We start from the raw sequence: 25189 nt of genomic DNA, 5'->3' as shown, positions 1-25189 counted from the left end.
CTGTTCTCCCGCGCCGCGCATTCACGATAACCGCCGTTTGGCCTGGGCTCGCAGCCCCAGGAAGATCAAGGCACAGAGCAGTACGAAGCCGATCAGGACCGCGAGCAGCATCCCGCTCAGATGCCGCGACAGCAGCAGCTGCAAGTGCCGGAACCAGCCCAGGTGGCCGACGTAGTACGGCTGGTCGGCGGCCAGGGTGGTGATCTGCTTGTCCTGGATCACGGCCAGGCTGCCCTGGATCAGGTCCTTGTAGTCATCGCCACCGATCATCGCCGCGGTCACCTCGCCCAGTCGCGCCGGGTCGCTGCTGGAGACCACCACCACACTGCGACCGCTTTTGAGCGGCGACTCGAAGCCCGCCAGGTAAGGCGTGCCTCGGCCCGACCAGGCCAGGGTGGTGCGGGTCTTGCGCAGCGCCGCCTCCGAGGCGGGGCTGAACCAGTCGTGAATGCGCAAGGCCAGGTCGCTCAGGTCGAAGAAGTGCCGGCTGCCTTCGCTACGGGCCGGCGACGCGTCGGCCCATTGCTTGAGCAGGGGTTGGTCGTTGCCGGTGGCGAACACCAGCAGGTCCTTGTCGCTGACCGCCTCGACGTCACGGGCCTGGATCACTTGCAGGCCGGTGGCCGGATAGCCGGTGGATTCGCCGAAACGCCCGAGCACGGTGAGGAAGGCGCTGAGGGTCGCGGGCTCCTGGGTGTCGGGCATCACCACTGCGGTTTCCGAGAGGTCGGCCAGGCGGGTGAAGGGGAAGCCGCTGTCGCGGAACTTGCCCAGGTCGGGCATCGCCGTGTAGTGGTCCAGGCCGCTCAGGTCGAGGGTCGAATCGCCTTCGATCTGGCCGCGCATGTCTTCGACGATGACGTCCCGGCATTCGCCTTGTTTGACATAGTCGTACAGGTAGCGCATTTGCAGCTGCGATTCGTAGGTGGCGATGCCCAGGGGCAGATACATGCTGGCTTCGCGGGGCAGGCTGTCGTCTTTCTTCAGCCATTCGAGCAGGTCCGGGCTGCCGTTGAGATTGGGGATCGACGGCAGTTGCATCGAGCGCACAAGGTGATCGTTGAGGTGCACCAGCAGTGCCGAGTTGGTCGAGAACTGCTGCGGTGTGTAACGGTATTTGAGCAGCAGCGGGGCGCCGCGTCCGCGCCACTCGAACAGGTCCGGCGGCAGGCGCAGGGGAATGATGATGTCCTCGGGGCTGTAGCCGGAGACGTGCAATATCCGGGCGTCGACCAGTTCGCCGAGCTTCACCGGCCGGTCGGTCGGCAGCCAGTTGGGCGCGTCATAGGGCACGCGCACCGGCAGCGGGTCGAGGTGGTCGATCAGTGCGGTGGCGCCGGACAGCGACTGGCTGCCCAGGGCCACGGCCATGGCGGCGGTCTTCAGCTCCGCGTCATTGCGCCCGCTGATCACCAGCAACTTGCCATAGGGGTCGTTGGGGTTGGTCATCATGGTCACGCTGGGGCCGCTGGCCGGATTGCTCGACAGCTCGCCCAGCGCCAGGGTTTCGCGGTGGGTGACGAAGACAATCGCATTACCCTTGGCTGGCAGTTGCCCGACGCTGGCGGGGAAGGTCGCGGTGCGGTAGCTGGCCAGGGCGCCGAACTTGGAAGCGATCGCCGCGGCCGCTTCCAGCTTGGCCGGGCTGGGGTTGGCGTCGAAGACGAAGGGCAGGACCAGCGGGCGAGCATCGTGGCGGTCGAAGAACGGCACCGGCAGCAGGGCCAGGTCGTTTTTCAGGGCGATGGGCGAATACTGGATATTCAGTTGGCTGTCGTTGCCGACCCTGGCCCACAGGCTCGAGTGCAACGGGTCTTCGCATTGCATCGTGTAGTGCCCGATCAGTTGCAGGTCCAGCCGGTTGAAGTCGGTGATCAGTCGCGCGGGGATTTCGACGACTTTCTCCAGATCCTTGCCGGCTTGCTCCCGAGGTAGTGGCAGGCTGACGGCGACCTTGTCGTTGACCAGCACGTTGATCTGCGACAGTTCGGGCAGCATCAGCGCCGAATAGCCGTAATGCAGGACCACCTGGACGCCGGTCACCACCTGGTCGGCGGGAATCCCGAAGTCGACGCTGTCGGTCGACTCGACGCCGCGCAGGTACAAGGGGTCGCGGCGTCCCAGTTGCTTGAAGGTCAGGCTGTAGCTGTTCTTGTCGCCGACGATCACCTGGGCCTGGCTGGTGCCGACGGCCGGGCTGCTGCGGTTGTCTGTTTGCGTCACGGCGTTGCCGCTGCCCGGATAGACGCCGCAGCAGACCAGCAACAGGAGGGCGTAACGAATGCAGCGTCCATCGCTGCCAGCGGAGAATATCGGGCTCATGGCGTGTCCAGGGCAGGTACTGAGGAAGAGGTGCCGGAGCGCCGCCGTTCGAGCGCCTGGCCGGGTAATCTGAGGGTTGCCTTGAGCAACTCGGAAACGCCGTGCACGGCAATCACGCTGATCGCGCGCAGGGCCATGAGGGGCGAGTCGGGTACGCTGGTGCCCCAGTTCCGCGCCCAGGTGTCGGCGCGCGAGAAGGTCAGGTGGACCAGGTCGCTTTGCTGGCTCAAGGTCATCGGGTCGAAGCGGATGCCGACCGTATTGTCGCGGCTGAAGACCACGCTGCCGTCGAAGTGATAGTGCTGCTTTTGGCGAAACAGCGAGACCCGCAGGGGCGTGCCGAGGGGGATCGATTGACCTGGCGCCAGCTTCAGGCCCAGGCCGCTCTGGGAGAAGTCCTGGGTGTGGCTGTGATACTCGGTGCCGTCGGCCAGCCGCAGGCCGACCGGCAATTTCGCCTCGACCCGGGGTTCGGCCCGTACCTGGCGGGTTTCGCTGGCGACCGCGATGGCGGCGGCGCACATGATCGCGTTGTACAGGGCCCAGACCTGGTTGAGCAGCACTGTTTCATCGGTGGTGACATTGGCGCCGAGGTAGTCGTAGACCCCATACACCACGGCGGCGATGTTCAGCACCAGCAGCACGATGTAAGGCCGGGCCATCTTCCAGTCGAAGAACCCATGGTGCAGGTCACCGCCCTTGTCCGTGACGTTGAAGTGCCCGGACTTGGGCTTGAGCATGCCCATCAGCACCGGCGTCAGGATGTACCAGGCCAGTACCGTTTCGTAGACCTCGTTCCAGTACGAATGGCGGAACCGCCCCTGGATGCGCGAGTTGGTCAGGTTGGCCAGCAACAGATGCGGCGCGGCGTAGGCGGCCACCATCAATGGCGCGGCATGGAAGATCTGCGCGCCGAACACCAGGTAGGCCAGGGGCGCGGTGAGAAACACCAGGCGTGGAAAACCATAGAAGAAGTGCAGCATGGCGTTGCTGTAGCAGATGCGCTGGCCCAGGGTCAGGCCGCGGCCGAGCATGGGGTTGTCGGTGCGGAAAATCTGCGTCATGCCGCGGGCCCAGCGCACGCGCTGATTGATATGCCGCGAGAGGTTTTCGGTGGCCATGCCGGCGGCTTGGGGCAGGGCCAGGTAGGCGGTGTTGTAGCCGGCGCGGTTGAGCTTCAGCGAGGTATGGGCGTCCTCGGTGAGGGTGGTTTCATCCATCCCGCCGATGGCTTCCAGCGGCGCCCGGCGCATCAGGGCGCAGGAGCCGCAGAACATCGCGGCGTTCCACAGGTCGTTGCCGTCCTGCACCAGGCCGTAGAACAACTCGGCTTCGTTGGGGACCTCCTGGTAGGTCTTGAGGTTTTTTTCGAAAGGGTCCTGGGAAAAGAACACATGGGGGGTTTGCAGCATTGCCAGCTTGGGATCCTTGAGAAACCAGCCCATGCTGATCTGCAGGAAGGAGCGCGAGGGCACGTGGTCGGCGTCGAAGGCGGCAATGTATTCGCCGTGGGTGACCTTGAGCGCCGCGTTGAAATTGCCGGCCTTGGCGTGCAGGTTGTTGTCGCGGGTCAGGTAGTGCGCACCGACGCTCTCGCAGAACAACCGGAATTCGTCGCGGTGGCCGTCATCCAGCACATGAACCTTGAGCTTGTCTGCTGGCCAGTTCATCCGCAGTGAGGCGAACACGGTGAGCTTGACGATCTCCAGCGACTCGTTGACGGTGGTGATGAACACATCGACGCTGGGCCATTGTGCCGGGTCCTCGCTGAGCAGGATCGGCCGGCGCTTGAGCGGCCAGGCGGTCTGCACGTAGCCGAACACCAGCACCAGCAGCGCATAGAGCTCGGCCAGGACCAGGGTGTAGCCGAACAGCATGTCGTGGAAGTTCTCCAGCTCCAGGGTCTCGGTCAGGCGCCAGTACATGTAGCGCAGCGAGGCGATCAGCGACAGGCTGATCATGGCGATGATCGGCAGGTGACCTTCGAAGCGTCGCAGGACCAGGACCGCGACCACGCAGGCAAGGCCGAACAGGGCTTGCTGGAGCAGGTCCGCGGGAGCGCTGATCACCCCCGCCAGGACCACGGCGCAGAGGATCGCGGCGCACAGGATCAGGCCCAGCCGCAACGGCTGCGACCATTGGCGAGCGTAGTGCAGGGAGGTACCGAGCAGGCGTTGGACGCGGCGTTCGAAGGTCATGGGCGCTGTGACTCCAGCTGATCGTGGAGCTTGTCGGCGATGGCCAGGATGTCCTGGCAGCCACGGGATTCGGCGGATTGCTCGAACGGATTGCATTCATAGGCCAGCGCCTCGGCGATGGCCTCGTCCCAGGTGACCGTGCCGAGCAATTGGGTTTTCAGTTGGCTCTCGAGGATCTGCGCAATGTCCACGGACAAGGGGTGGGCGTTGTCCACGCCGTTGATCACGAACCAGCAGCTTGCCGGCCTTTCACCGCCCAGGTGGGGTTTGATCGCGGTGATCAGGCGCTCGAGGGCGGCATGGGAAGCGGCGTCGGGCCGGACGACGGCGACCACCAGGTCGGCCATGTGCAGCGCCTGCTGCTGATAGATCGTGCTGCCGGGCGGGGTGTCGATGATCAGTGTGTCGTGCTCGCGGAGGGCCAGTTCGTTCAGGTGGCGGGCCAGCCAGTGCGGGTCACCTTCGAGTTGGTGCTCAAGGGCTTGCAACTGTTGCGGGTCGTTCTCGCCGAAGGCCAGCAGCCGGGTGTTGGCGTAGCCGGTTTGCGCGAGGTCGTGCCAGCTCTGCTGTTCCAGGCTGGCCTGGCAGATGCCTTGCACGGGGGGGCGGGTACCCAGGTGATGGTGTTGCGCATTCTGCGGGTCGAGTTCGAGGACGATGGCCTGCCGGTCAGCGCTGTTGAGCAGGATTGCCAGCAGACTGGCCAGGGTGCTGCGGCCGACGCCGCCCCGGGTCGAGACCACCGCAATGATCCGGCCCGGAATCTGGGTGGCGAGGGCCGGCTGGTGCTCTTGCGTGGCTTGCGCCTGGCGTTGCCGGGCAAGGTCTTGGAGCCGCTCGCGCAACGAGGGGGTTGCGGTTTTTTCAGGCGTGCCGGTATCACCCTGGACGAGCGGCGGCGGTGCCTGTTCGACAGGTGTGGATGCTGGAGGTTGGGGGGCCACAGGGACGGGCGCTGGCGTTTCGGTGAAGACCCGGGCCACCTCGATTTCCCGATAGCGGTCGGCCTTGGCGCCGAACTTTCCCATCAGGTTCGCAACATCATCGTCGTCATCTGAAGGCTGCATGACAGCACCCATCCGTACCATTCTAAGAAAATCTTGAAAGGGGACAGATACGGCTAATCACACAATGCCGTCGTGCTGCATGCCTACCGGGCGGTGAGGCAAACGATGGTGTTCTTAAAGGTGTCGCCTGAACGTCTGCGATAGAACCGACGGCACTTAGTGTTAATCCAGAGTGCTTTATCGATCTATCAGGTTCAAATGTAGACCAGATTTACCGATGCAAGAAATTTTCGGTGGGTCGTGTGTCGAACAGCACGCGGCTGTACGACAGGTGTGGCACGTTTACCTGTAGGAGCCGGCTTGCTGGCGATGGCGATTTTTCAGGCGACAACGCTGTCGACTATCAGATCGCAATCGCCAGCAAGCCGGCTCCTACAGTTGACCGTATTGAGCCAAGTGGCAACGGGGTTACAGACGCAACAAGGTCTTCCAGGCACGGCTCTGGAACACCGTCAGTGCCTGCTGCACCCGGGCTTCCAGCACTTCATCGCTGATATCGGTCTCGGCCAGTTGCGCCAGCTTGTTCATTTCACCGAACAGGCGATCCAGCTCCGGCAGTTCCAGCACGCCACGGGCCAGATGCAGCCAGGCCTGGATGCGCTCGATACGCGGCAGTTGTTCGGCGAGGTCTTCCGGTTGCTGCTGGTAGCGTCCCAGTTGCAACGACGTGGCTTCCTCGGCCAGCAGCCGTGGCAACCAGTTCTGCAACTGCGCCGCGCCCTGGCGATTACCGCGGGTGGTGCGCTCGGCGGTCCAGCTACGGGCCAGCAACCAGCGCGAGGTGTTCAGCGAGAACAGGCCCCAGCGCACATCTTCCAGTTCTTCCAGGAATTGCTCCGGCGCCGCCTTGCGCACGTCTTCGTCTTCCAGGCCGGCGTGGACCAGTGGGCGCCAGTCTTCCAGCAATGCATCCAGGGCGCTGCGCAGCTCACTGGTGGATTGCCGTGGCGCGGCCTGGCCGAGGCTGCCGAGCAGGGCGCGCAACTCGGTCAACTGCGCGACCCAGTCCTGCAGCAAACGCCAGTGACCGTTGAAACGGTATTGTTCGGCCAGCCGCTGGCTGCTGGCGAGCAAATGCCAGCCCAAGGCGGCGAACGCATCGTCCAGCGGCATCTCGGCGGTCAATTGCGGGGCCGGCAGGCTCAGCGAATAGCTGTTGGCATCGAACAGGCGATAACCGCGCTCGGCCTTGCTGATATCGCATGGCATCAGCGCCAGTTTCTCGGCCAGTTCGGCGGCCAGTTCCAGCAACGCGGCCGGCTCGCCTTCGCGCAATTCCAGTTCCAGCTCGCAGATTTCTTCCTGTCGCGCGCCGGCGATGACAAAACCCAGGTCCAGGGCGGCTTCGATCACCACCTTGGCCTTGCCGCGACCCCAGGCGATTTCGGCGCGTTCGCGGACGAAATCGGTGGTGAAGATCGGCTTCAGGGTTTTCTTGTCCAGCTCGGCCAGCGCTTCGGGCCAGCATTCGCCGTCGAGTTTTTTCACATCGAGCTTGGCCTTGGCCAGGTGCCAGTCGTACTCGTTGCGTTCCGACAGGCCGGCAACGCTCTGGCCGCGGGTCTTGAGGGTCTGGATCACTTCTTCGCCGTCACGGCGCAGGCGCAGGGCGACCTTGGCCTTGGCCAGGTCACGCTCGGGGGTGTCGAAATACTGATTGGTCAGCTCGCGACGTTCCCAGCCACTTTTGTTGCGTTTTTTCAGCAGCGGGTGTTCGCGCAGGGCGGCGAGGGTTTCGCGGCTGACGCGGAGTTTGATTTCGGTTTCTTTCTGCATGGCCGGAAAATCCAGGATCGGGAGCGCAGCCGGGGGAGAAGGGGGCTGCCTAGGCCGTGCAGTGTACAGGACAAGCGGGCGGCACGCGTCGCGGCGGTTTATTCCAGGCGTCGGATGGCTCTATGATGAGCCTCGCCTTGGAGTTCGGGAGTCAGCGTCATGCCGTTGCCGTCGATGAAAGATCAATTCGCTGCGCTGATTGCCGCGCCGTCCGTCAGCTGTACCCAGCCGAGTCTGGATCAGTCCAACCGTCCGGTGATCGATCTGCTGGCGACCTGGCTCGGCGACCTGGGCTTCAGCTGCGATATCCAGCAGGTCAGCCCCGGCAAGTTCAACCTGCTCGCCAGCTTCGGCAGTGGCCCCGGCGGCCTGGTGCTGGCCGGGCACAGCGACACCGTACCGTTCGATGGCGCGCTGTGGCAGACCGACCCGCTGAAACTGACCGAAGTCGATGGCCGCTGGGTCGGCCTGGGCAGTTGCGACATGAAGGGCTTTTTCGCCCTGGCCATTGAAGCCGTGATCCCGTTGCTCGAGCAACCGTTCAAGCAGCCGCTGCTGATCCTCGCCACCTGCGACGAAGAAAGCTCCATGTCCGGCGCCCGGGCCCTGGCCGAAGCCGGTCGGCCGCTGGGTCGCGCCGCGGTGATCGGCGAACCCACGGGCCTGAAGCCGATCCGCCTGCACAAGGGCGTGATGATGGAGCGCATCGAGATTCTCGGGCGCAGCGGCCACTCCTCCGACCCGAGCCTGGGCCATAGCGCCCTGGAGGCCATGCACGACGCCATCGGCGAGCTCAAGGGCCTGCGCTGGCAATGGCAGCGCGAATACAACAACCCGCAATTCAGCGTGCCCCAGCCGACCCTGAACTTCGGCTGCATCCATGGCGGCGACAACCCCAACCGCATCTGTGGCCAGTGTTCCCTGGAATTCGACCTGCGGCCTTTGCCGGGCATGGACCCGAGCGTGCTGCGGGCGGCGATCCGCGCCAAGCTCGAACCCCTGGCGCAACGGCACCAGGTAAGGATCGACTACGCGCCGCTGTTTCCCGAAGTGCCACCGTTCGAACAGGCCGCTGACTCGGAACTGGTCCACGTCGCTGAAAAAATCACCGGCCATCGCGCCGAGGCAGTGGCATTTGGCACCGAAGCGCCTTATCTTCAGCGCCTTGGCTGCGAAACCCTGGTCCTGGGCCCTGGCGACATCGCGTGTGCGCATCAGCCGGGGGAATACCTCGAAATGTCACGTTTGCAGCCTACCGTGCATCTACTGCGTGAATTGATTCAACATTACTGCTTGAGCCCGGCCGCAACCTTGCGTTAAATGCGCGGCTCATTGATTTTTCCTGAATACCCAAGGAGAGCGCGCGTGTCGCCAAGCCTGTTCCGACGATAACCAACAGCCCGTTGTGCGTTTTGACGTTGCACCTCTTTTCTATTGGCTGTTTTTTATACAGGTTCAGGTTTTATGCCCGATTACGTGAATTGGCTTCGCCATGCGTCTCCCTATATCAATGCCCACCGGGACTGCACCTTCGTGGTCATGCTCCCTGGCGACGGTATCGATCACCCCAACTTCGGCAATATCGTCCACGACCTGGTGCTGCTCCACAGCCTGGGCGTGCGGCTGGTGCTGGTGCACGGCTCGCGTCCACAGATCGAAAGCCGCCTGGCGGCGCGTGGCCTGACCCCGCATTACCACCACGGCATGCGGATTACCGATGCGGCCACCCTGGAATGTGTGATCGACGCCGTCGGCCAACTGCGGATCGCCATCGAAGCGCGTTTGTCCATGGACCTGGCCGCCTCGCCGATGCAGGGCTCGCGGTTGCGGGTGGCCAGCGGCAACCTGGTCACGGCGCGGCCGATCGGCGTGCTCGAAGGTGTCGACTATCACCACACCGGTGAAGTGCGTCGGGTCGACCGCAAGGGCATCAATCGCCTGCTCGATGAGCGCTCGATTGTCCTGCTGTCGCCGCTGGGTTATTCGCCTACGGGGGAAATCTTCAACCTGGCCTGCGAAGACGTGGCAACCCGTGCCGCCATCGATCTGGAAGCGGAGAAGCTCCTGCTGTTCGGTGCCGATCACGGCCTGATCGATGAAAATGGCAAGTTGGTCCGCGAACTGCGTCCGCAGCAGGTCCCGGCGCATCTGCTGCGTTTGGGCACCGATTACCAGGGTGAGTTGCTGGACGCGGCGGCGCAGGCCTGTCGCGGTGGCGTGGCGCGCAGCCATATCGTCAGCTATGCCGAGGACGGCGCGCTGTTGACCGAGCTGTTTACCCGTGACGGTGGCGGTACGCTGGTGGCCCAGGAGCAGTTCGAACTGGTGCGTGAGGCGGCTATCGAAGATGTCGGCGGTTTGCTCGACCTGATCAGCCCGTTGGAAGAGCAGGGCATCCTGGTGCGGCGTTCGCGGGAAGTGCTGGAGCGCGAGATCGAGCAGTTCAGCGTGGTGGAGCGCGAAGGCATGATCATCGCCTGTGCGGCGCTGTATCAGATCGCTGATTCGGAGGCGGGGGAGTTGGCGTGCCTGGCGGTGAACCCGGAGTATCGCCATGGCGGTCGCGGCGATGAGTTGCTGGAGCGGATTGAAACGCGGGCGCGGGCGCAGGGGTTGAAAACCTTGTTCGTACTGACGACCCGGACGGCGCACTGGTTCCGCGAACGTGGCTTTGAGCCGAGCAGCGTGGAACGGCTGCCGAGCGCGCGGGCTTCGCTGTACAACTACCAGCGTAATTCGAAGATTTTCGAAAAAGCCCTTTGATTCAAGCGGGTCTGGTCCTTGAGGTTTTTGTCGGCCTCAAGGGCCTCTTCGCGGCGGTGCGGCGTCCCGACAAGCCCTGCTCCTACAGTTTTGCGTCGTACAGAAAAACTGTGACCGCTGCGAATTTGTAGGAGCAGGGCTTGCCCGCGAAGGCGTCAGCCCAGGCACCGCATCAGTAACTGACGGCCAGAATACTCGCCTGGTACGACCCGACAAACACGTCGAAATCCCCCACCTCGTTCTGCTCCAGCTCAGACTGTTGCACCAGGGACTTGCGGGCCGCGTCCTCGAAGCCGGCCTGGTCTTCCTTGCTCAACGGCTGACCACGGAAAAATTCGGCATGGGCCTGGCTCTGGCGCATCGAGAATTGCGCGAAGCTTTCCTTGTGCTCGGTCATGCTCGCCAGCACCTGGGCCGATGGCGTCAGGGACGAATCCTTGACCTTGGCAAGCTGCTCGTCCAGCGCCTTGGCGTGGCTGTCGCCACCGTGGCTGCGGTCCAGCAACGCCGCCAGCGGCGCGATCTTCTCCAGCAACTCGTTAGCCCATTCCTTCAGGCCCACCGCCTCACCCCGACGTTGCAACTGCAGGCCTGGACGCCGACCTTCCTTCACCACGCTGAGGAAGTTCGAGGTGGCATTGCCGCACTCGTTGGTTTCGAACAGCGGGCTCTCGTTCAATGCGCAATACAGCAGGAACGCATCGAGGAAACGCGCCTCGGTCAGATCGATGCCGGTCGGCAGGAACGGGTTGATGTCCAGGCAGCGCGCCTCGACATACTGCACGCCACGGGCCATCAGCGCCTGGATCGGCCGTTCGCCGGTGTAGGTCACGCGCTTGGGGCGAATGTTGGAGTAGTACTCGTTTTCGATCTGCAGGATGTTGGTGTTGAGCTGTACCCACTCACCGTCCTTGTGCGTGCCGATCTCTACGTAAGGTGCGTAGGGAGTGGCCACCGCCTTGCGCAGGCTGTCGATGTAGCTGTCCAGATCGTTGTAGCACGGCGTCAGGCCGGCCTGGGCGTTGCTCTGGTAACCCAGGTCGCTCATGCGCAGGCTGGTGGCGTAGGGCAGGTACAGCGTATCGGCGTCGAATTGTTCCAGCGAATGGGAACGCCCGCGCAGGAAACCGGCGTCCAGGGCCGGCGATGCGCCGAACAGGTACATCAGCAGCCAGCTGTAACGGCGGAAGTTGCGGATCATCGCGATGTAGGCCAGCGACTGATAGTCGCGGTCCGTACCGACGAAGCCTTCGGCCTGCTTGAGCACAGGCCAGAGGCTTTCCGGCAGCGAGAAGTTGTAGTGAATCCCGGCAATGCACTGCATGGTCTTGCCGTAGCGCAGGGCCAGGCCCTGGCGGTAGACATACTTGAGCTTGCCGATATTCGAGGTGCCGTAATAGGCGATCGGAATATCTTCTTCCGCCGGCAGCGGGCAAGGCATCGACGGGCTCCACAGGTACTCGTTGCCGAGCTTGCTGTAGGCAAAGCGATGGATCTTGTCCAGGCTGGCCAGGGTGTCCGCCGGGTCGGCCAGGGCGGGAGTGATGAACTCCAGCAGCGACTCGGAGTAGTCGGTGGTGATTTGTTCGTTGGTCAGTGCGGAGCCCAGCTCTTCGGGATGCGGTGTCTGCGCCAGACGAGCTTCGCCGGTGACGCGCAGGCATTCACGCTCGATGCCGTGCAGGCACTGTTCGAGCAGAGAGAGGTGGTCGCGCTCGCCGAGCAGAGCCAGGCGGCGGTTGAGAAGTTCGCTCAAGTTGGATTCCTTCACGCGTCGGTCGCCCCAATATGGGGGTGGGCAAGACGGTCTACAAGGGTGAAGTTGAGAACTGGCGTGGTCGCCTGGTAAATATCAGAAAACGCCGACACTTCCTCCCTGGGTCGGAGGCAGTGAAAGGGAAAACCCCGACACTGCGTTCACAGTGTCGAAATTAACCCAAATCGAGCCGGGGCGGCTAGAGAACAGCGAAGGTGCCTTGTGCTTTCGCGACAAGTTTGTCGCCTTGACGCACTTGCGCCTCGACCACCAGGGTGCGGCGGCCGGGGTGGATGACCGTGGCGACGCACAACACTTCGCCCTCGGCCACCGCCCGCATGTAGTTGATCTTGCACTCGATGGTCACGCTGCGCTGGTCAAAACCATGGGAGCTGGAGCAGGCCAGCCCCATGGTGATGTCCACCAGGCTGAAGATCGCCCCGCCGTGCATCACGTTGCCGCGATTGCGCAGGTGCGGCTCCAGTGCCAGGGCCACCTCGGCAACACCGGTTTCCAGGCGTTGCAGGCGGCAGCCGAGCATCTCGCTGAAAGCGCTCTGGGTGAGGCCCTCAGGAATGTCCATCAGCGTTTCTTCAACTGTTTGGCGTTGGCGAACAGCGAGGCCATGGCATTGTTGCTTGGCGCCGCCGGGGTGCTTTCCTTGCGCGGCGCGGTGTTCTGCGACGGCCGTGGTGCCGAGCCCGGACGCGAGCCGCGGGCACCGTCGACTTTCTCGCCCGGGGTGTCGCTCATGCGCATCGACAGGCCGACGCGTTTGCGCGGGATGTCGACTTCCATGACCTTGACCTTCACCACATCGCCGGCTTTCACCGCTTCACGCGGGTCCTTGATGAACTTCTCGGACAGCGCCGAGATGTGCACCAGGCCGTCCTGGTGTACGCCGATATCGACAAAGGCACCGAAGTTGGTGACGTTGGTCACCACGCCTTCGAGGATCATCCCCGGCTCCAGGTCCTTGAGGTCCTCGACGCCGTCCTGGAACGAGGCGGTCTTGAACTCGGGGCGCGGGTCGCGGCCGGGCTTCTCCAGTTCCTGGAGAATGTCGGTGACGGTGGGCAGGCCGAAGGTTTCATCGGTGAATTTCTTCGGGTCCAGGCGCTTGAGGAAGCTGGCGTCGCCGATCAGCGAGCGGATGTCGCGGTCGGTTTCGGCGGCGATGCGCTGTACCAGCGGGTAGGCTTCCGGGTGCACGGCGGAGGAGTCCAGCGGATTGTCGCCGTTCATCACCCGCAGGAAGCCGGCGGCCTGCTCGAAAGTCTTCTCGCCGAGGCGGGCGACTTTCTTCAGAGCGGCGCGGGTCTTGAACGCACCGTTTTCATCGCGGTGGTTGACGATGTTCTGCGCCAGGGTCGGGTTGAGGCCGGAAATCCGCGCCAGCAATGCCACCGAGGCAGTGTTCACGTCGACGCCGACGGCGTTCACGCAGTCTTCCACCACCGCGTCCAGGCCACGGGCCAACTTGAGCTGGGACACGTCGTGCTGGTACTGGCCCACACCGATGGATTTCGGATCGATCTTCACCAGCTCGGCCAGCGGATCCTGCAGGCGGCGGGCAATGGACACGGCGCCACGGATCGACACATCCAGGTCGGGGAATTCCTTGGAGGCCAGTTCAGAGGCCGAGTACACCGAGGCGCCGGCTTCGGACACCATGACCTTGGTCATCTTCATGGCCGGGTATTTCTTGATCAGTTCAGCGGCCAGCTTGTCGGTTTCGCGGCTGGCGGTGCCGTTGCCGATGGCGATCAGGTCCACCGAATGCTTGGCGCACAAGGCGGCGAGCACGGCCAGGGTCTGGTCCCACTTGTTGTGCGGCACGTGCGGGTAGACGGTGGCATGGTCGAGCAGCTTGCCGGTGGCGTCCACCACCGCGACCTTGCAACCGGTGCGCAGGCCCGGGTCGAGGCCCAGGGTCGCGCGCGGGCCGGCCGGGGCGGCCAGCAGCAGGTCGTGCAGGTTGTGGGCGAACACATTGATCGCCTCGGTTTCCGCGCCGTCGCGCAGCTCGCCCAGCAGGTCGGTTTCCAGGTGGGTGTAGAGCTTGACCTTCCAGGTCCAGCGCACCACTTCGCCCAGCCATTTATCGGCGGGACGGTTCTGGTTCTGGATGCCGAACTGCTGTCCGATCATGCCTTCGCACGGGTGCATGCTGCCTGGCTGCTCGTCGCCGACTTTCAGCGCGGAGCTGAGGATACCTTCGTTGCGGCCACGGAAAATCGCCAGGGCGCGGTGCGACGGCATGCTTTTCAGCGGCTCGTCGTGTTCGAAGTAGTCGCGGAACTTGGAACCTTCCTCTTCCTTGCCGGCGATGACCCGGGCACTCAGGGTGGCTTCCTGCTTGAGGTAGTTGCGCAGCTTGTCCAGCAGGCCGGCGTCTTCGGCGAAGCGTTCCATCAGGATGTACTTGGCGCCTTCCAGGGCCGCCTTCACGTCCGCCACGCCTTTTTCGCCGTCGACGAAGCGCGCGGCTTCGCTTTCCGGATTCAGCATCGGGTCGTTGAACAGGCCATCCGCCAACTCGCCGAGGCCGGCTTCCAGGGCGATCTGGCCCTTGGTGCGGCGCTTCTGCTTGTACGGCAGGTAAAGGTCTTCGAGGCGGGTCTTGGTGTCGGCCAGCTTGATATCGCGGGCCAATTCCGGGGTCAGCTTGCCTTGCTCCTCGATGCTGGCGAGGATGCTGATACGCCGTTCGTCGAGTTCTCGCAGGTAGCGCAGGCGCTCTTCCAGGTGACGCAGCTGGATGTCATCCAGGCTGCCGGTCACTTCCTTGCGGTAGCGCGCGATGAAGGGCACGGTAGAGCCTTCATCGAGTAGAGCGACGGCCGCTTCGACCTGTTGTGGGCGGACGCCGAGTTCTTCGGCGATGCGGCTGTTGATGCTGTCCATAAAACCACCTGACAAAGTGTGAAAGCAGACGCGTCGAGGCTCTCAAGCCATCGGGACGAATCTGGTTTGGGATCAAAAGGCAGCCTTGAGACCCATGAAATCAGCACATTGCTGTGTGCCTTGGAAAATAAAGAGCGGCACGCCACAGCAATGATCAGACGTTGCCTGAGACAAGAGGCGGCGCATTATAACCAGCGTTCCGGGCTTGCGGGGATTGTGCACCGGCGCAGGGCCTTTAGAGCGTTTACTGGTAGTTGAGGAAAAATCTGCTAACAATGCACCGGATACGGATAAGGGCCGCTGGGCCCATAATGCGTGCCGAGATCAAAGGAGCATCCAATGAGCAGCACTGCAAACCCTGCTGAAGGCGAAAAAATTCTCATCGTTGATGACGATCCCGGGCTGAGCAGCCTGCTGGAACGTTTTTTCACCAGCAAGGGCTATCGCGCCCGCGCAGTGGCGAATACAGAACAAATGGACCGCCTGCTGTCGCGGGAGGTTTTCAACCTGGTGGTCCTCGACCTGATGCTGCCCGGCGAAGACGGCCTGACCGCCTGCCGTCGCCTGCGCGCGGCGAACAACCAGGTGCCGATCATCATGCTCACCGCCAAGGGCGACGAGCTGAGCCGGATCAAGGGCCTGGAACTGGGCGCCGACGATTACCTGGCCAAACCCTTCAACCCGGATGAACTGATGGCCCGGGTCAAGGCCGTATTGCGTCGCCAGTCGGCACCGGTGCCGGGCGCGCCGGGCAGCGAAGACGAAAGCGTGACCTTCGGGGACTACGAGCTGTCCCTGGCCACCCGCGAACTCAAGCGCGGTGAAGAAGTGCACATGCTCACCACCGGCGAGTTCGCCGTGCTCAAGGCGCTGGTCATGCATGCCCGCGAGCCGCTGACCCGCGACAAGCTGATGAACCTGGCCCGGGGTCGTGAATGGGATGCCCTGGAGCGTTCCATCGACGTGCAGATTTCCCGTCTGCGCCGCATGATCGAACCGGACCCGTCCAAGCCGCGCTATATCCAGACCGTCTGGGGCGTGGGTTACGTGTTCGTGCCGGACGGCGCCGCGACCAAGTGACGATGCCCGGTGCCTGTTGACGGGCGCCTGTTGATTGGTAGGAACGATTCGCCCGGGCGCGCAAGCCCCCGGGCGAGTTGCAATCCGCAATATGCGAGCTCGCCCGCTCGCCTCTGCAAAGTGTCCAGCGGCTGCCCATGAAAACCCCTCTCTGGTTCCCCCAAAGTTTCTTCGCCCGTACCCTCTGGCTGGTGCTGATCGTCGTGCTGTTCTCCAAGGCACTGACTTTGGTGTACCTGCTGATGAACGAAGACGTGCTGGTGGACCGCCAGTACAGTCACGGCGTGGCCCTGACCCTGCGCGCCTATTGGGCGGCGGACGAGGACGATCGCGACAAGATCGCCGATGCCGCCGGCTTGATCCGCGTGGTTAGTGGCGGGGTGCCGGAAGGCGAACAGCACTGGCCCTACAGCGAGATCTACCAGCGCCAGATGCAGGCCGAACTGGGCGCCGACACCGAGGTGCGGCTGCGCATGCACTCGCCCCCGGCCCTTTGGGTGCGGGCGCCGAGCCTGGGCGCCGGCTGGTTGAAAGTGCCGCTGTATCCGCATCCGTTGCGTGGGCAGAAAATCTGGAGCGTGCTGGGCTGGTTCCTGGCCATCGGGCTACTTTCCACCGCTTCGGCCTGGATCTTCGTCAGTCAGCTCAACCAGCCGCTGAAACGCCTGGTGGATGCCGCGCGACAACTGGGGCAGGGGCGCAGCGTGCGGCTGCCGATCAGTGATACCCCCAGCGAAATGACCGAGGTCTACCGGGCCTTCAACCAGATGGCCGAGGACGTCGAACAGGCGGGGCGAGAACGGGAGTTGATGCTGGCCGGGGTGTCCCATGACCTGCGCACGCCGTTGACGCGGCTGCGCCTGTCACTGGAGCTGATGGGCAGCCACGATGATCTCAGCGACGAGATGGTCCGGGATATCGAGGACATGGACGCGATTCTCGACCAGTTCCTCGCCTTTATCCGTGACGGTCGTGACGAGTCGGTGGAAGAGGTCGACCTGAGCGAGCTGGTGCGCGAAGTGGTGGCTCCCTATAACCAGAGCGAAGAGCGGGTGCGCACGCGGCTGCAACCGATCCAGCCGTTCCCGTTGCGCCGGGTGTCGATGAAGCGGCTGTTGAACAACCTGATCGGCAACGCCTTGCACCATGCCGGCGAAGGCGTGGAAGTGGCGGCCTACGTCTCGGGCGACAGCAGCGCGCCGTATGTGGTGCTGAGTGTCATGGACCGGGGGACGGGGATCGATCCGGCGGAACTGGAAGGCATCTTCAACCCCTTCACCCGGGGCGACAAGGCCCGTGGCGGCAAGGGCACGGGCCTGGGGTTGGCGATCGTCAGGCGGATCGCCTCGATGCACGGCGGCAATGTCGAACTGCGCAACCGCAGCGGTGGCGGCCTGGAAGCGCGGGTTCGTTTGCCGCTGGGGCTGATGCTGCCCCGCGACGCAGTCTAGGGCTCAGCCCTTGCCCTTGGTCCGGGTCATGTTCGGGCCGCCGTTCTTCTCGATGTGCTCGATGATGATCCCGGCAACGTCCTTGCCGGTGGTCACCTCGATGCCCTCCAGGCCGGGCGAGGAGTTCACCTCCATCACCAGCGGGCCGTGATTGGAGCGCAGGATATCCACCCCGGCCACGCTCAGGCCCATCACCTTGGCCGCGCGAATCGCGGTCATGCGTTCTTCCGGGGTGATCTTGATCAGGCTGGCGCTGCCGCCGCGATGCAGGTTGGAGCGGAACTCCCCAGGCTTGGCCTGGCGCTTCATCGACGCAATCACCTTGTCGCCCACCACGAAGCAGCGGATATCGGCACCACCGGCTTCCTTGATGTACTCCTGGACCATGATGTCCTGCTTCAGGCCCATGAACGCCTCGATCACCGACTCCGCCGCCGTCGCCGTCTCGCACAGCACCACGCCGATGCCCTGGGTGCCTTCGAGCACCTTGATCACCAGCGGTGCGCCGTTGACCATGGCGATCAGGTCGGGAATATCGTCCGGCGAGTGGGCAAAACCGGTCACCGGCAAGCCGATCCCGCGCCGTGAGAGCAGTTGCAGCGAACGCAGCTTGTCCCGTGAACGGGCGATGGCCACCGACTCGTTGAGGGGAAACACCCCCATCATTTCGAACTGGCGCAGCACCGCGCAGCCATAAAAGGTCACCGAGGCGCCGATCCGCGGGATCACCGCATCGAAACCTTCCAGGGGCTTGCCGCGATAGTGGATCTGCGGCTTGTGGCTGGCGATGTTCATATAGGCGCGCAGGGTGTCGACCACCACCATCTCATGGCCGCGGGCGACGCCGGCCTCTACCAGGCGACGAGTGGAATACAGACGCGGGTTACGCGACAGCACAGCGATCTTCATGCAACACCTGTGGCAGAGGTAGTAGTGACCGGGAAAACCGGCTTGTCTTGAACGTATTTGTGCCCCGGATTGACCACCAAGTGGCCATCGATCAGGGCTTTGGAGCCGAGCAACAGGCGATAACGCATGGCCTTGCGGCAGGCGAGGGTGAACTGCACCTGCCAGACCCGGTCGCCCAGGGCCAGGGTGGTGGCGATCACGTAACGCACCTGGGCGTGGCCGTTGGAGCTCTTGATGGTCTTCATCGTCAGCAGCGGCGCTTCGCAGCGGCGGTGACGCAGTTGCACCACACTGCCCAGGTGGGCGGTGAAACGCACCCACTTCTCACCGTCGCGCTCGAAGGGCTCGATTTCGGTGGCGTGGAGGCTGGAGGTACTGGCACCGGTGTCGATTTTCGCCCGCAGGCCGGCGACTCCCAAATCCGGAAGCGCCACCCACTCGCGCAGACCCACAACAGTCAAATGGTCAAATGTCTTCAAAATGCTCAACCGGTGAGAGAGGCGCTCTGGCTGCCCGGCAGCCGTAATCGCGGTATTCACGCAGAATATCGGGTAAATGGCGATAGTTATCTCTGCGACCTGTTTCAGGTCGTGAAATTACCCCCTGGATCACCTGGCATTCTAGACTGGCCAGGACCATTCAGCTTCGACAGCAACGGTAGTACAGTTCGACAATATTTCAGTTTGAGGACGGACAGTGGTGCAGAAAGCGGAAGAGGACGACAAGGTTCGGTTGGACAAGTGGTTGTGGGCGGCGCGCTTCTATAAAACCCGTGCCCTGGCCAAGGCGGCGATTGAAAGCGGCAAGGTGCATTGTCGCGGCGAGCGCTGCAAACCGGGCAAGGAGCCACGGGTGGGCGACGAGATCCAGATTCGCACCGGTTTCGACGAACGGACCGTGGTGGTGCAGGCGCTGTCGCTGGTCCGTCGCGGCGCCCCCGAAGCGCAGACGCTCTATGCTGAAACCGAGCAGAGCCTGGCCAAGCGCGAAGCCGCGGCGGTGCAACGCAAGGCCGGTGCGCTGGGCCTGACCACCGACGGCAAGCCGAGCAAGAAACAGCGCCGGGATCTGTTCAAGTTTCGTGGCAGCGGCGTGTAGGAGCCGGCTTGCTGGCGATGGCGATGCCGGACTCACCGCCGCCCTCACTGGCCGTGCACGGTTTAAAGGACCTTATGTCCTTGACTGGCCGCCATTCGCCCCCATGTTGCTTGGTACAAATCCCGTTTGTTCATAAAATGCTCAGCTTCCTTGGGCCGAACACCCCTATTCCTACTTTCAGAATTGATACCTATGTCAGACCTACCGGACACCGACTACACCCAGCGCTTCATCTTCGATGACAGCGACACCCGCGGCGAACTGGTGTCGCTGGAGCGCAGCTACGCCGAAGTGCTGGCCAAGCACCCCTACCCGGAGCCGATCGCGCAACTGCTCGGCGAGTTGATGGCCGCTGCGTCGTTGCTGGTCGGTACCCTGAAGTTCGACGGCCTGCTGATTCTCCAGGCGCGTTCCGAAGGCCCGGTGCCGCTGCTGATGATCGAGTGCTCCAGCGAGCGCGAGATCCGTGGCCTGGCCCGCTACGACGAGGAACTGATCCCGGCCAACGCGACCCTGGCCGACCTGATGCCCAATGGCGTCCTCGCCCTGACCGTCGATCCGACCCAGGGCCAGCGCTACCAGGGCATCGTCGACCTGGACGGCGAAACCCTGTCGGAGTGCTTCACCAACTACTTCGTCATGTCCCAGCAGGTCGGCACACGCTTCTGGCTCCACGCCGACGGCCGTCGTGCCCGTGGCATGCTGCTGCAACAACTGCCCGCCGACCGCCTGCGCGAGCAGGAAGAACGCGACGCCAGCTGGCAGCACCTGACCGCCATGGCCAGCACCCTGACCGCCGACGAACTGCTGAGCCTGGACAACGAAACCGTCCTGCACCGCCTCTACCACGAAGAAGCCGTGCGCCTGTTCGACCTCCAGCCGCTGCGTTTCCATTGCAGCTGTTCGCGGGAGCGTTCGGGCAATGCACTGGTCAGCCTGGGGCTGGAAGATGCCCAGCAACTGGTGGTCGAACACGGCGGCCATATCGAGGTCGATTGCCAGTTCTGCAACCAGCGTTACCTGTTCGACGCTGCTGATGTTTCGCAATTGTTTGCCGGTGCCGGCGTCGACACCCCGTCAGATACTCGTCACTAAAACGGTTCAGCGCAGGTAAATCTCCTGTCAAACGACAGAAAACGGGCGTTCTGACAGGAGGACCCTACTCTTTTTGGGCTTTTCTGGCATAATCCGGCCCACTTTTTTCGCGGTAGTAGTGCACGACTTTCTACTACAAAACGTTTGGAGCACTCGGCCAATGGCCGACGGGGAATCTCATGACGCAAGCAAACAATGCCGTGTACACCGATCTGAGTGTTGACGATCTGGTAAAAGAAGCCCTGGCTCGTGGTGAAGGCGAACTCGCCGACACCGGCGCGCTGGTAGTGCGCACCGGTCACCGTACCGGTCGTTCGCCGGTCGATCGTTTTATCGTTGAAGAGCCTTCCACCCAGGACGCCATTGCCTGGGGCCCGATCAACCGCAAGTTCCCGGCCGACAAGTTCGACGCCCTGTGGAACCGCGTTGAAGCCTTCATCGGCGAGCGCGAGCGTTTTGTTTCCCACGTGCACGTCGGTTCCGACCCGGCGCACTACCTGCCGGTCAAGATGACCACTGGTACTGCCTGGCACAACCTGTTCGGCCGTTGCCTGTTCATCAACCCGGAAGCCGGCCAGTACAACGCCGGTGGCAAGGACGAGTGGCAGATCCTCAACGTGCCGGAGTTCGAGTGCGTGCCAGAGCGTGACGGCACCAACTCCGACGGTACCGTGATCCTCAACTTCGCGGCCAAGAAAGTCCTGATCGCCGGCATGCGTTACGCCGGTGAAATGAAAAAAGCCCTGTTCTCGGTGCAGAACTTCCTGCTGCCGGCCGTCGATGTACTGCCGATGCACTGCGCGGCGAACATGGGCGAAGAGGGCGACGTGACCCTGTTCTTCGGTCTGTCGGGCACCGGCAAGACCACCCTGTCGGCTGACGAAAGCCGTTACCTGATCGGTGACGACGAACACGGCTGGGGCGTGGGCGTGGTGTTCAACATCGAAGGCGGTTGCTATGCCAAGTGCATCGACCTGTCCGAGAAGAACGAGCCGGTGATCTGGAAAGCCATCCAGCACGGCGCCGTGCTGGAAAACGTCGTGCTGGACGCCAACAAGAAGGCCGACTACGCCGACGACAGCCTGACCCAGAACAGCCGTGCGGCCTACCCGCGCGAACTGATCGAAAAACGCGCACCGAAAAACCTCGGTGGCGAGCCAAACGCCGTGATCTTCCTGACCTGCGACCTGACCGGCGTACTGCCACCGGTGTCGATCCTCAGCGAAGAACAGGCCGCTTACCACTTCCTGTCCGGCTACACCGCTCTGGTGGGCTCGACTGAAATGGGTTCGGGCGCCGGCATCAAGTCGACCTTCTCCACCTGCTTCGGCGCACCGTTCTTCCCGCGTCCGGCTGGCGAATACGCTGAACTGCTGATCAAGCGTATCCGTGGTTTCGGTTCCAAGGTCTATCTGGTCAACACCGGCTGGACCGGCGGCGGCTACGGCGTTGGCAAGCGCTTCAATATCCCGACTACTCGTGGCGTGATTGCCGCGATCCAGAGCGGCGCGTTGATTGGCGCCGAGACCGAGCACCTGGACACCATCAACCTGGACGTGCCATTGGCCGTACCGGGCGTCGAGACTGGCCTGTTGAACCCACGCAACACCTGGGCTGACAAGGCTGCCTACGACGAAGCGGCGAAAGCGCTGGCGGGTCTGTTCATCGAGAACTTCAAGAAGTTCGACGTGAGCGACGCGATCAAGGCGGCTGGGCCGAAGTTGTAAGTATCGGTTGCTCTGCTGGTTGAAAAGAAAGCCGCCCCTCGGGGCGGCTTTTTGGTTAATGCGGGTTTGAAAAAATAAGTGATAGAAAGCCTACCCGCCTTAGTTTTTGAGTTCTGTGTGGGGGCTAAAACTTCAATTTTTTCAGTTCAGCGGTATTCCAGCGTTGTAGCGTGATTGCGTGGTAGAGCATCCCGATGGTCAGTGGGATCTTGCCTCGTCGCTCCTGGGCTCTTCGCCAAAAAAACAGGTCGTAGCCCTCCGGCCTGAAGTACCGATAGGCGTCGTAGTCGAGAAACGTAATCGCGAAACGCTGGTGCAGGGCCTCCATCAGTTCACTGGCGTCATCGCCGTCGCAATGCAGATCATGGTTGATCGAGGTCTTCAGGCTTAGGGGGATGTGCTTGGGCAAACCAATGTGCTCGTCCAGTAACTGGATGAGTTGCCTCATCGGCTCATCATCTGGCAGCTCCGACATTGGGTTCATCGTCAAAATACCTGATCCGAAACGTCTACAACGGCGTTGTATTTTTTCACGCTTAGCACCGCGACCTTATCCAGTTCGTAAGCGGTGTGTATTCCTTATCCCTAGATGCACGAAAACCCGCTCGACGAATCGATGCGGGCCTCGGAAATTGGGCAAATGGTTAACCAGATGCGTTGTGGAAATTTTATAGACTTGCCAAGTTTTTATGCAACAAACTTGAATCCTGTCTTTGTATTAAATCTTTTCAGTGCAGCCGGATTCGTGCAGATTGTTGGGTATGAAGTGGTTATGCTGCCGCTGACCAGACCGAGCTATTTACGACTTTTGGGGCATTTCGCTGATGCATTGGTCAAATATGACTTCGAGGCCTCGGTAATCGCACATCACGGCGCTGATGTTCGCCGGAATCCACGACGCTTCTTTCACTACCCACCAATCGACTGTGAAACCTGTGTTCACAATGATGTTTTCGAACAGGATTCGCTGGGCGCGACCATTGCCTTCACGGAAGGGGTGAATGACATTCAGGTCACCATAGGCCTGAGCGACTTCGACTATAAGGTCGGCCCGCGATAAGTCTTCGAACCAGCCAGCATCTTCCATAGCACGAAAAATCTTTGCTGCCTCGGGGACGATGCGCTCTGGAGTGCAGAACATTGTTTCAGCCTTCTGGATTTTTACAGTCCTGAGCTGACCGGCCCATTCATATAGTTCCGAGAAAAGCGTCTGATGGATGCGTTGCAAAAACGCTAAGTCGTAGGGCGGGGGGCTCAAGGTGATTCTACTAGCGGCGGCTATCTCGTAGATGGCCTGCTCTGCGTCATTGAGGGTCTGTTCGTCTCTGATGTCTAGCCGGTTGCGCAAGGCATCAGTGCCTGGGTAGCAATACGGGTCCTGGCCAGCTCCGTATTTGTCGACCATTAGCGTGAGGTGTTGCGATATTTGTTGAGGACGGCTTCCATCGTCGGAAGTGGCTTTTCCAGATCGGCAGGTGTGGTGTTGAAGCCTTCCAAACGAAGGCTTGCGAGGCAGTTTGATCTGCGGATCCTGTTGTAGTGATCCTGCTTTTCCTGAAAGGTCAGTTTACTCATGGGATTTACCTCCGGGCATAGGGTTAAAGTGTAACGCAAAGCAATGATTCGAGCTGAGGCACGGGCGATTTTTGGTCGGTATCACCAGGTTTTTTTTGCGCTTAGCTGCAAACAATCGCTGAGCGTCTTCATCGGAAATGCTGGGGTGCGGGTCATCGATACTGGCTTGAACCTGAGCCTTGAACCACTCGTCATAGGCCGTAGCTTCATGGGCTTGCTCAAGTGCTGCTGGGCGGTCTGGCCGGCTGTTGAGGTGGACGTGCTCAGCCAGTTCGAAGCAACCCTGATCTTCAATAACGTTCAGATGCATTTGCAGGAAATCTGCGTCGATACGAGGCTGCTCGAACAGGGATTCCCGGCTAGGTTGGGCTTGAGGTCGGCATTTTTCAAGTGCTCGGTGTTGGTTTTCTAATGTCTGCACGGGGCGCTCCATATTGTTCAAAGCCAAGACAATGGAGGAGTCGAAGGGCGTCTTGAATCAGGCCCTGCTGGTATTTGCGTAGTTGAGCTCTCTGAAGTGGCTATGAATTGTCCGAGGCAAGTAGGCCATTTCCTATCAGTGAAATGGCCTGTTTGTTGTGATGTTATTGAGCTACTTGCCTGCTCAATGCCATCGTCCGCTGCTGGACCAGTTGCAACAGATCGCAGCCTTCACGCACCAACAGGTATGCGGCATTGGTGACGTGGGTGAAGTCTTTGTCGCAGGTGGTGATGAGGCTCACACACGTCATGGTTTCCAGCAGGTCGCTGGCCGCCTGAAGGCGTTGATAGGCGCTGGTTTGCAGGTCGTCGAGGCTGGCGTTGGTGCCGATGACCAGGACGGGGATTGTGGTGAAGTTGGTGCTGAGAGGGATGTAACGATTTTGAGTGTTCATAGGTATGCGCTCTGATGAGTTTCATTGATCCGCTCTCATCGTGACCAAGCGATGGGTGGCGGACTGTGCACAGGTTGGTCAACCGGCAGAGCGCACCGGCACACCCGAAGGTGTCCTGCACACAGCCGCCATGAAGCGTGCCGGCACGAAACGCGCCTGCAACATCCACTGTGGCGCTAGTGCGCACTCTGACAGGTGACCAAACCCGGTCGCTGAATTGGCAGCGACGGCGCGAACTATAGAGGGCTTTATTACGGCTCCGCAAGCTGTGGCATTTTGGATTGTCAGGTGGCTACCTATCGGTTTGCTCGCTCGGCCGACGATAGCGGTTTGGTGATGTTTTTTTTTGACGAAATCCAACCGGCAAAAGTTGCCTGTCCATGGACTGTGGATAGGCGAGGTTCCATTGAGATGAAAAATCAAGATGTGTGGCCTCCCTATTTAAAACCAATACTGGAATAAGAGCTTTGCGATTTATCGCGCATAGTTTTAAGGGCTATATATTTTGAACGTTGACCCCAACATTAATGCGGGCGGATGATTGGTCCGCGCGGCGCAGTATGTCCAGATGGTCCAGTCAGCGGCAATTC

General features: G+C 61.9%; 21 protein-coding genes. 7 read left to right on the top strand and 14 right to left on the bottom strand.

Annotated features, from left to right (window positions below; translation table 11 throughout):
- Positions 1–21: 21 nt before the first annotated feature.
- The 4 genes from bcsB to CWE01_RS18865 all read right to left on the bottom strand — a co-directional run bounded on the left by bcsB (position 22) and on the right by CWE01_RS18865 (position 7363).
- Complete coding sequence (gene bcsB, locus CWE01_RS18880; RefSeq protein ID WP_100942060.1) at positions 22–2322, bottom strand: cellulose biosynthesis cyclic di-GMP-binding regulatory protein BcsB; 2301 nt, start codon at positions 2320–2322, stop codon at positions 22–24.
- Positions 2319–4520: a UDP-forming cellulose synthase catalytic subunit gene (gene bcsA, locus CWE01_RS18875; protein ID WP_100942059.1), complete on the bottom strand. Its 2202-nt coding sequence runs from the start codon at positions 4518–4520 to the stop codon at positions 2319–2321. Before bcsA ends, bcsB begins: the two co-directional genes overlap by 4 nt.
- Positions 4517–5587, bottom strand: coding sequence for a cellulose biosynthesis protein BcsQ (gene bcsQ, locus CWE01_RS18870; protein WP_100942058.1), 1071 nt, complete (start codon positions 5585–5587; stop codon positions 4517–4519). The genes bcsA and bcsQ overlap by 4 nt, the downstream gene beginning before the upstream one ends.
- Positions 5588–5995: 408 nt before the next feature.
- Entirely contained in the window at positions 5996–7363 is a 1368-nt protein-coding gene (locus CWE01_RS18865; RefSeq protein ID WP_100942057.1) for an inorganic triphosphatase, read from the bottom strand.
- Between the two features lie 159 nt (positions 7364–7522).
- Between CWE01_RS18865 and argE the strand changes: the two genes are divergently transcribed.
- Positions 7523–8683: an acetylornithine deacetylase gene (gene argE / locus CWE01_RS18860; protein ID WP_100942056.1), complete on the top strand. Its 1161-nt coding sequence runs from the start codon at positions 7523–7525 to the stop codon at positions 8681–8683.
- Positions 8684–8827: 144 nt separating this feature from the next.
- Positions 8828–10126: an amino-acid N-acetyltransferase gene (gene argA / locus CWE01_RS18855; RefSeq protein ID WP_100942055.1), complete on the top strand. Its 1299-nt coding sequence runs from the start codon at positions 8828–8830 to the stop codon at positions 10124–10126.
- A gap of 172 nt (positions 10127–10298) precedes the next feature.
- Here the strand turns inward: argA and gshA are convergent, their stop codons facing one another.
- From gshA to CWE01_RS18840, 3 genes are all read right to left on the bottom strand, one after another.
- A complete protein-coding gene (gene gshA / locus CWE01_RS18850; protein ID WP_100942054.1) occupies positions 10299–11882 on the bottom strand; it encodes a glutamate--cysteine ligase in 1584 nt (527 codons plus the stop codon).
- 199 nt (positions 11883–12081) lie between these two features.
- A complete protein-coding gene (locus tag CWE01_RS18845; protein ID WP_100942053.1) occupies positions 12082–12465 on the bottom strand; it encodes a PaaI family thioesterase in 384 nt (127 codons plus the stop codon).
- Positions 12465–14789 (bottom strand): Tex family protein, encoded by a 2325-nt coding sequence (locus tag CWE01_RS18840; RefSeq protein WP_100942052.1) that lies wholly within the window; start codon positions 14787–14789, stop codon positions 12465–12467. Before CWE01_RS18840 ends, CWE01_RS18845 begins: the two co-directional genes overlap by 1 nt.
- 339 nt (positions 14790–15128) lie before the next feature.
- Between CWE01_RS18840 and ompR the strand changes: the two genes are divergently transcribed.
- Both ompR and CWE01_RS18830 read left to right on the top strand, forming a co-directional pair.
- Positions 15129–15869 (top strand): two-component system response regulator OmpR, encoded by a 741-nt coding sequence (ompR, locus tag CWE01_RS18835; RefSeq protein WP_100942051.1) that lies wholly within the window; start codon positions 15129–15131, stop codon positions 15867–15869.
- Between the two features lie 137 nt (positions 15870–16006).
- The gene (locus CWE01_RS18830; RefSeq protein ID WP_100942050.1) at positions 16007–17320 is read left to right on the top strand and encodes an ATP-binding protein; all 1314 of its coding nucleotides are present in this window, start codon (positions 16007–16009) and stop codon (positions 17318–17320) included.
- A 3-nt stretch (positions 17321–17323) separates the two neighbouring features.
- Here CWE01_RS18830 and rimK read toward each other — a convergent pair whose 3' ends face one another.
- The gene (gene rimK, locus CWE01_RS18825) at positions 17324–18229 is read right to left on the bottom strand and encodes a 30S ribosomal protein S6--L-glutamate ligase (RefSeq protein WP_100942049.1); all 906 of its coding nucleotides are present in this window, start codon (positions 18227–18229) and stop codon (positions 17324–17326) included.
- Positions 18226–18708 (bottom strand): ATP-dependent zinc protease, encoded by a 483-nt coding sequence (locus tag CWE01_RS18820; protein ID WP_100942211.1) that lies wholly within the window; start codon positions 18706–18708, stop codon positions 18226–18228. The genes rimK and CWE01_RS18820 overlap by 4 nt, the downstream gene beginning before the upstream one ends.
- A gap of 217 nt (positions 18709–18925) precedes the next feature.
- Between CWE01_RS18820 and CWE01_RS18815 the strand changes: the two genes are divergently transcribed.
- The 3 genes from CWE01_RS18815 to CWE01_RS18805 all read left to right on the top strand — a co-directional run bounded on the left by CWE01_RS18815 (position 18926) and on the right by CWE01_RS18805 (position 22149).
- On the top strand, positions 18926–19327 hold the full coding sequence (locus CWE01_RS18815; RefSeq protein ID WP_100942048.1) for an RNA-binding S4 domain-containing protein: 402 nt from the start codon (positions 18926–18928) through the stop codon (positions 19325–19327).
- A 192-nt stretch (positions 19328–19519) separates the two neighbouring features.
- On the top strand, positions 19520–20422 hold the full coding sequence (gene hslO, locus CWE01_RS18810) for an Hsp33 family molecular chaperone HslO (protein ID WP_100942047.1): 903 nt from the start codon (positions 19520–19522) through the stop codon (positions 20420–20422).
- Between the two features lie 179 nt (positions 20423–20601).
- Positions 20602–22149 (top strand): phosphoenolpyruvate carboxykinase, encoded by a 1548-nt coding sequence (locus tag CWE01_RS18805; RefSeq protein ID WP_100942046.1) that lies wholly within the window; start codon positions 20602–20604, stop codon positions 22147–22149.
- Positions 22150–22273: 124 nt separating this feature from the next.
- On the opposite strand, the gene CWE01_RS18800 is transcribed toward CWE01_RS18805, so the two are convergent.
- The 5 genes from CWE01_RS18800 to CWE01_RS18780 all read right to left on the bottom strand — a co-directional run bounded on the left by CWE01_RS18800 (position 22274) and on the right by CWE01_RS18780 (position 24599).
- Positions 22274–22633, bottom strand: a complete 360-nt coding sequence (locus CWE01_RS18800) for a DUF1493 family protein (RefSeq protein WP_100942045.1) — start codon at positions 22631–22633, stop codon at positions 22274–22276.
- 315 nt (positions 22634–22948) lie between these two features.
- Positions 22949–23554, bottom strand: coding sequence for a Fic family protein (locus CWE01_RS18795; RefSeq protein WP_100942044.1), 606 nt, complete (start codon positions 23552–23554; stop codon positions 22949–22951).
- On the bottom strand, positions 23554–23724 hold the full coding sequence (locus CWE01_RS18790; protein WP_100942043.1) for a YhfG family protein: 171 nt from the start codon (positions 23722–23724) through the stop codon (positions 23554–23556). Before CWE01_RS18790 ends, CWE01_RS18795 begins: the two co-directional genes overlap by 1 nt.
- On the bottom strand, positions 23717–24145 hold the full coding sequence (locus tag CWE01_RS18785; RefSeq protein ID WP_100942042.1) for a hypothetical protein: 429 nt from the start codon (positions 24143–24145) through the stop codon (positions 23717–23719). The genes CWE01_RS18790 and CWE01_RS18785 overlap by 8 nt, the downstream gene beginning before the upstream one ends.
- A gap of 163 nt (positions 24146–24308) precedes the next feature.
- The gene (locus tag CWE01_RS18780; protein WP_100942041.1) at positions 24309–24599 is read right to left on the bottom strand and encodes a hypothetical protein; all 291 of its coding nucleotides are present in this window, start codon (positions 24597–24599) and stop codon (positions 24309–24311) included.
- Positions 24600–25189: the final 590 nt, after the last annotated feature.

The sequence above is a fragment of the Pseudomonas sp. QS1027 genome (genome assembly GCF_002814235.1).
GTDB lineage: Bacteria > Pseudomonadota > Gammaproteobacteria > Pseudomonadales > Pseudomonadaceae > Aquipseudomonas.
Note: the sequence above shows the minus strand (reverse complement) of the source record. Positions and strands in the feature narration are given on the sequence as shown.

What these genes read in the sequence shown, in the direction of transcription:
- bcsB (WP_100942060.1), bottom strand. Translation starts at nt 2,322, where the DNA reads ATGAGCCCGATATTCTCCGCTGGCAGCGATGGACGCTGCATTCGTTAC.
- bcsA (WP_100942059.1), bottom strand. Translation starts at nt 4,520, where the DNA reads ATGACCTTCGAACGCCGCGTCCAACGCCTGCTCGGTACCTCCCTGCAC.
- bcsQ (WP_100942058.1), bottom strand. Translation starts at nt 5,587, where the DNA reads ATGCAGCCTTCAGATGACGACGATGATGTTGCGAACCTGATGGGAAAG.
- CWE01_RS18865 (WP_100942057.1), bottom strand. Translation starts at nt 7,363, where the DNA reads ATGCAGAAAGAAACCGAAATCAAACTCCGCGTCAGCCGCGAAACCCTC.
- argE (WP_100942056.1), top strand. Translation starts at nt 7,523, where the DNA reads ATGCCGTTGCCGTCGATGAAAGATCAATTCGCTGCGCTGATTGCCGCG.
- argA (WP_100942055.1), top strand. Translation starts at nt 8,828, where the DNA reads ATGCCCGATTACGTGAATTGGCTTCGCCATGCGTCTCCCTATATCAAT.
- CWE01_RS18845 (WP_100942053.1), bottom strand. Translation starts at nt 12,465, where the DNA reads ATGGACATTCCTGAGGGCCTCACCCAGAGCGCTTTCAGCGAGATGCTC.
- CWE01_RS18840 (WP_100942052.1), bottom strand. Translation starts at nt 14,789, where the DNA reads ATGGACAGCATCAACAGCCGCATCGCCGAAGAACTCGGCGTCCGCCCA.
- ompR (WP_100942051.1), top strand. Translation starts at nt 15,129, where the DNA reads ATGAGCAGCACTGCAAACCCTGCTGAAGGCGAAAAAATTCTCATCGTT.
- CWE01_RS18830 (WP_100942050.1), top strand. Translation starts at nt 16,007, where the DNA reads ATGAAAACCCCTCTCTGGTTCCCCCAAAGTTTCTTCGCCCGTACCCTC.
- rimK (WP_100942049.1), bottom strand. Translation starts at nt 18,229, where the DNA reads ATGAAGATCGCTGTGCTGTCGCGTAACCCGCGTCTGTATTCCACTCGT.
- hslO (WP_100942047.1), top strand. Translation starts at nt 19,520, where the DNA reads ATGTCAGACCTACCGGACACCGACTACACCCAGCGCTTCATCTTCGAT.
- CWE01_RS18805 (WP_100942046.1), top strand. Translation starts at nt 20,602, where the DNA reads ATGACGCAAGCAAACAATGCCGTGTACACCGATCTGAGTGTTGACGAT.
- CWE01_RS18800 (WP_100942045.1), bottom strand. Translation starts at nt 22,633, where the DNA reads ATGAACCCAATGTCGGAGCTGCCAGATGATGAGCCGATGAGGCAACTC.
- CWE01_RS18795 (WP_100942044.1), bottom strand. Translation starts at nt 23,554, where the DNA reads ATGGTCGACAAATACGGAGCTGGCCAGGACCCGTATTGCTACCCAGGC.
- CWE01_RS18790 (WP_100942043.1), bottom strand. Translation starts at nt 23,724, where the DNA reads ATGAGTAAACTGACCTTTCAGGAAAAGCAGGATCACTACAACAGGATC.
- CWE01_RS18780 (WP_100942041.1), bottom strand. Translation starts at nt 24,599, where the DNA reads ATGAACACTCAAAATCGTTACATCCCTCTCAGCACCAACTTCACCACA.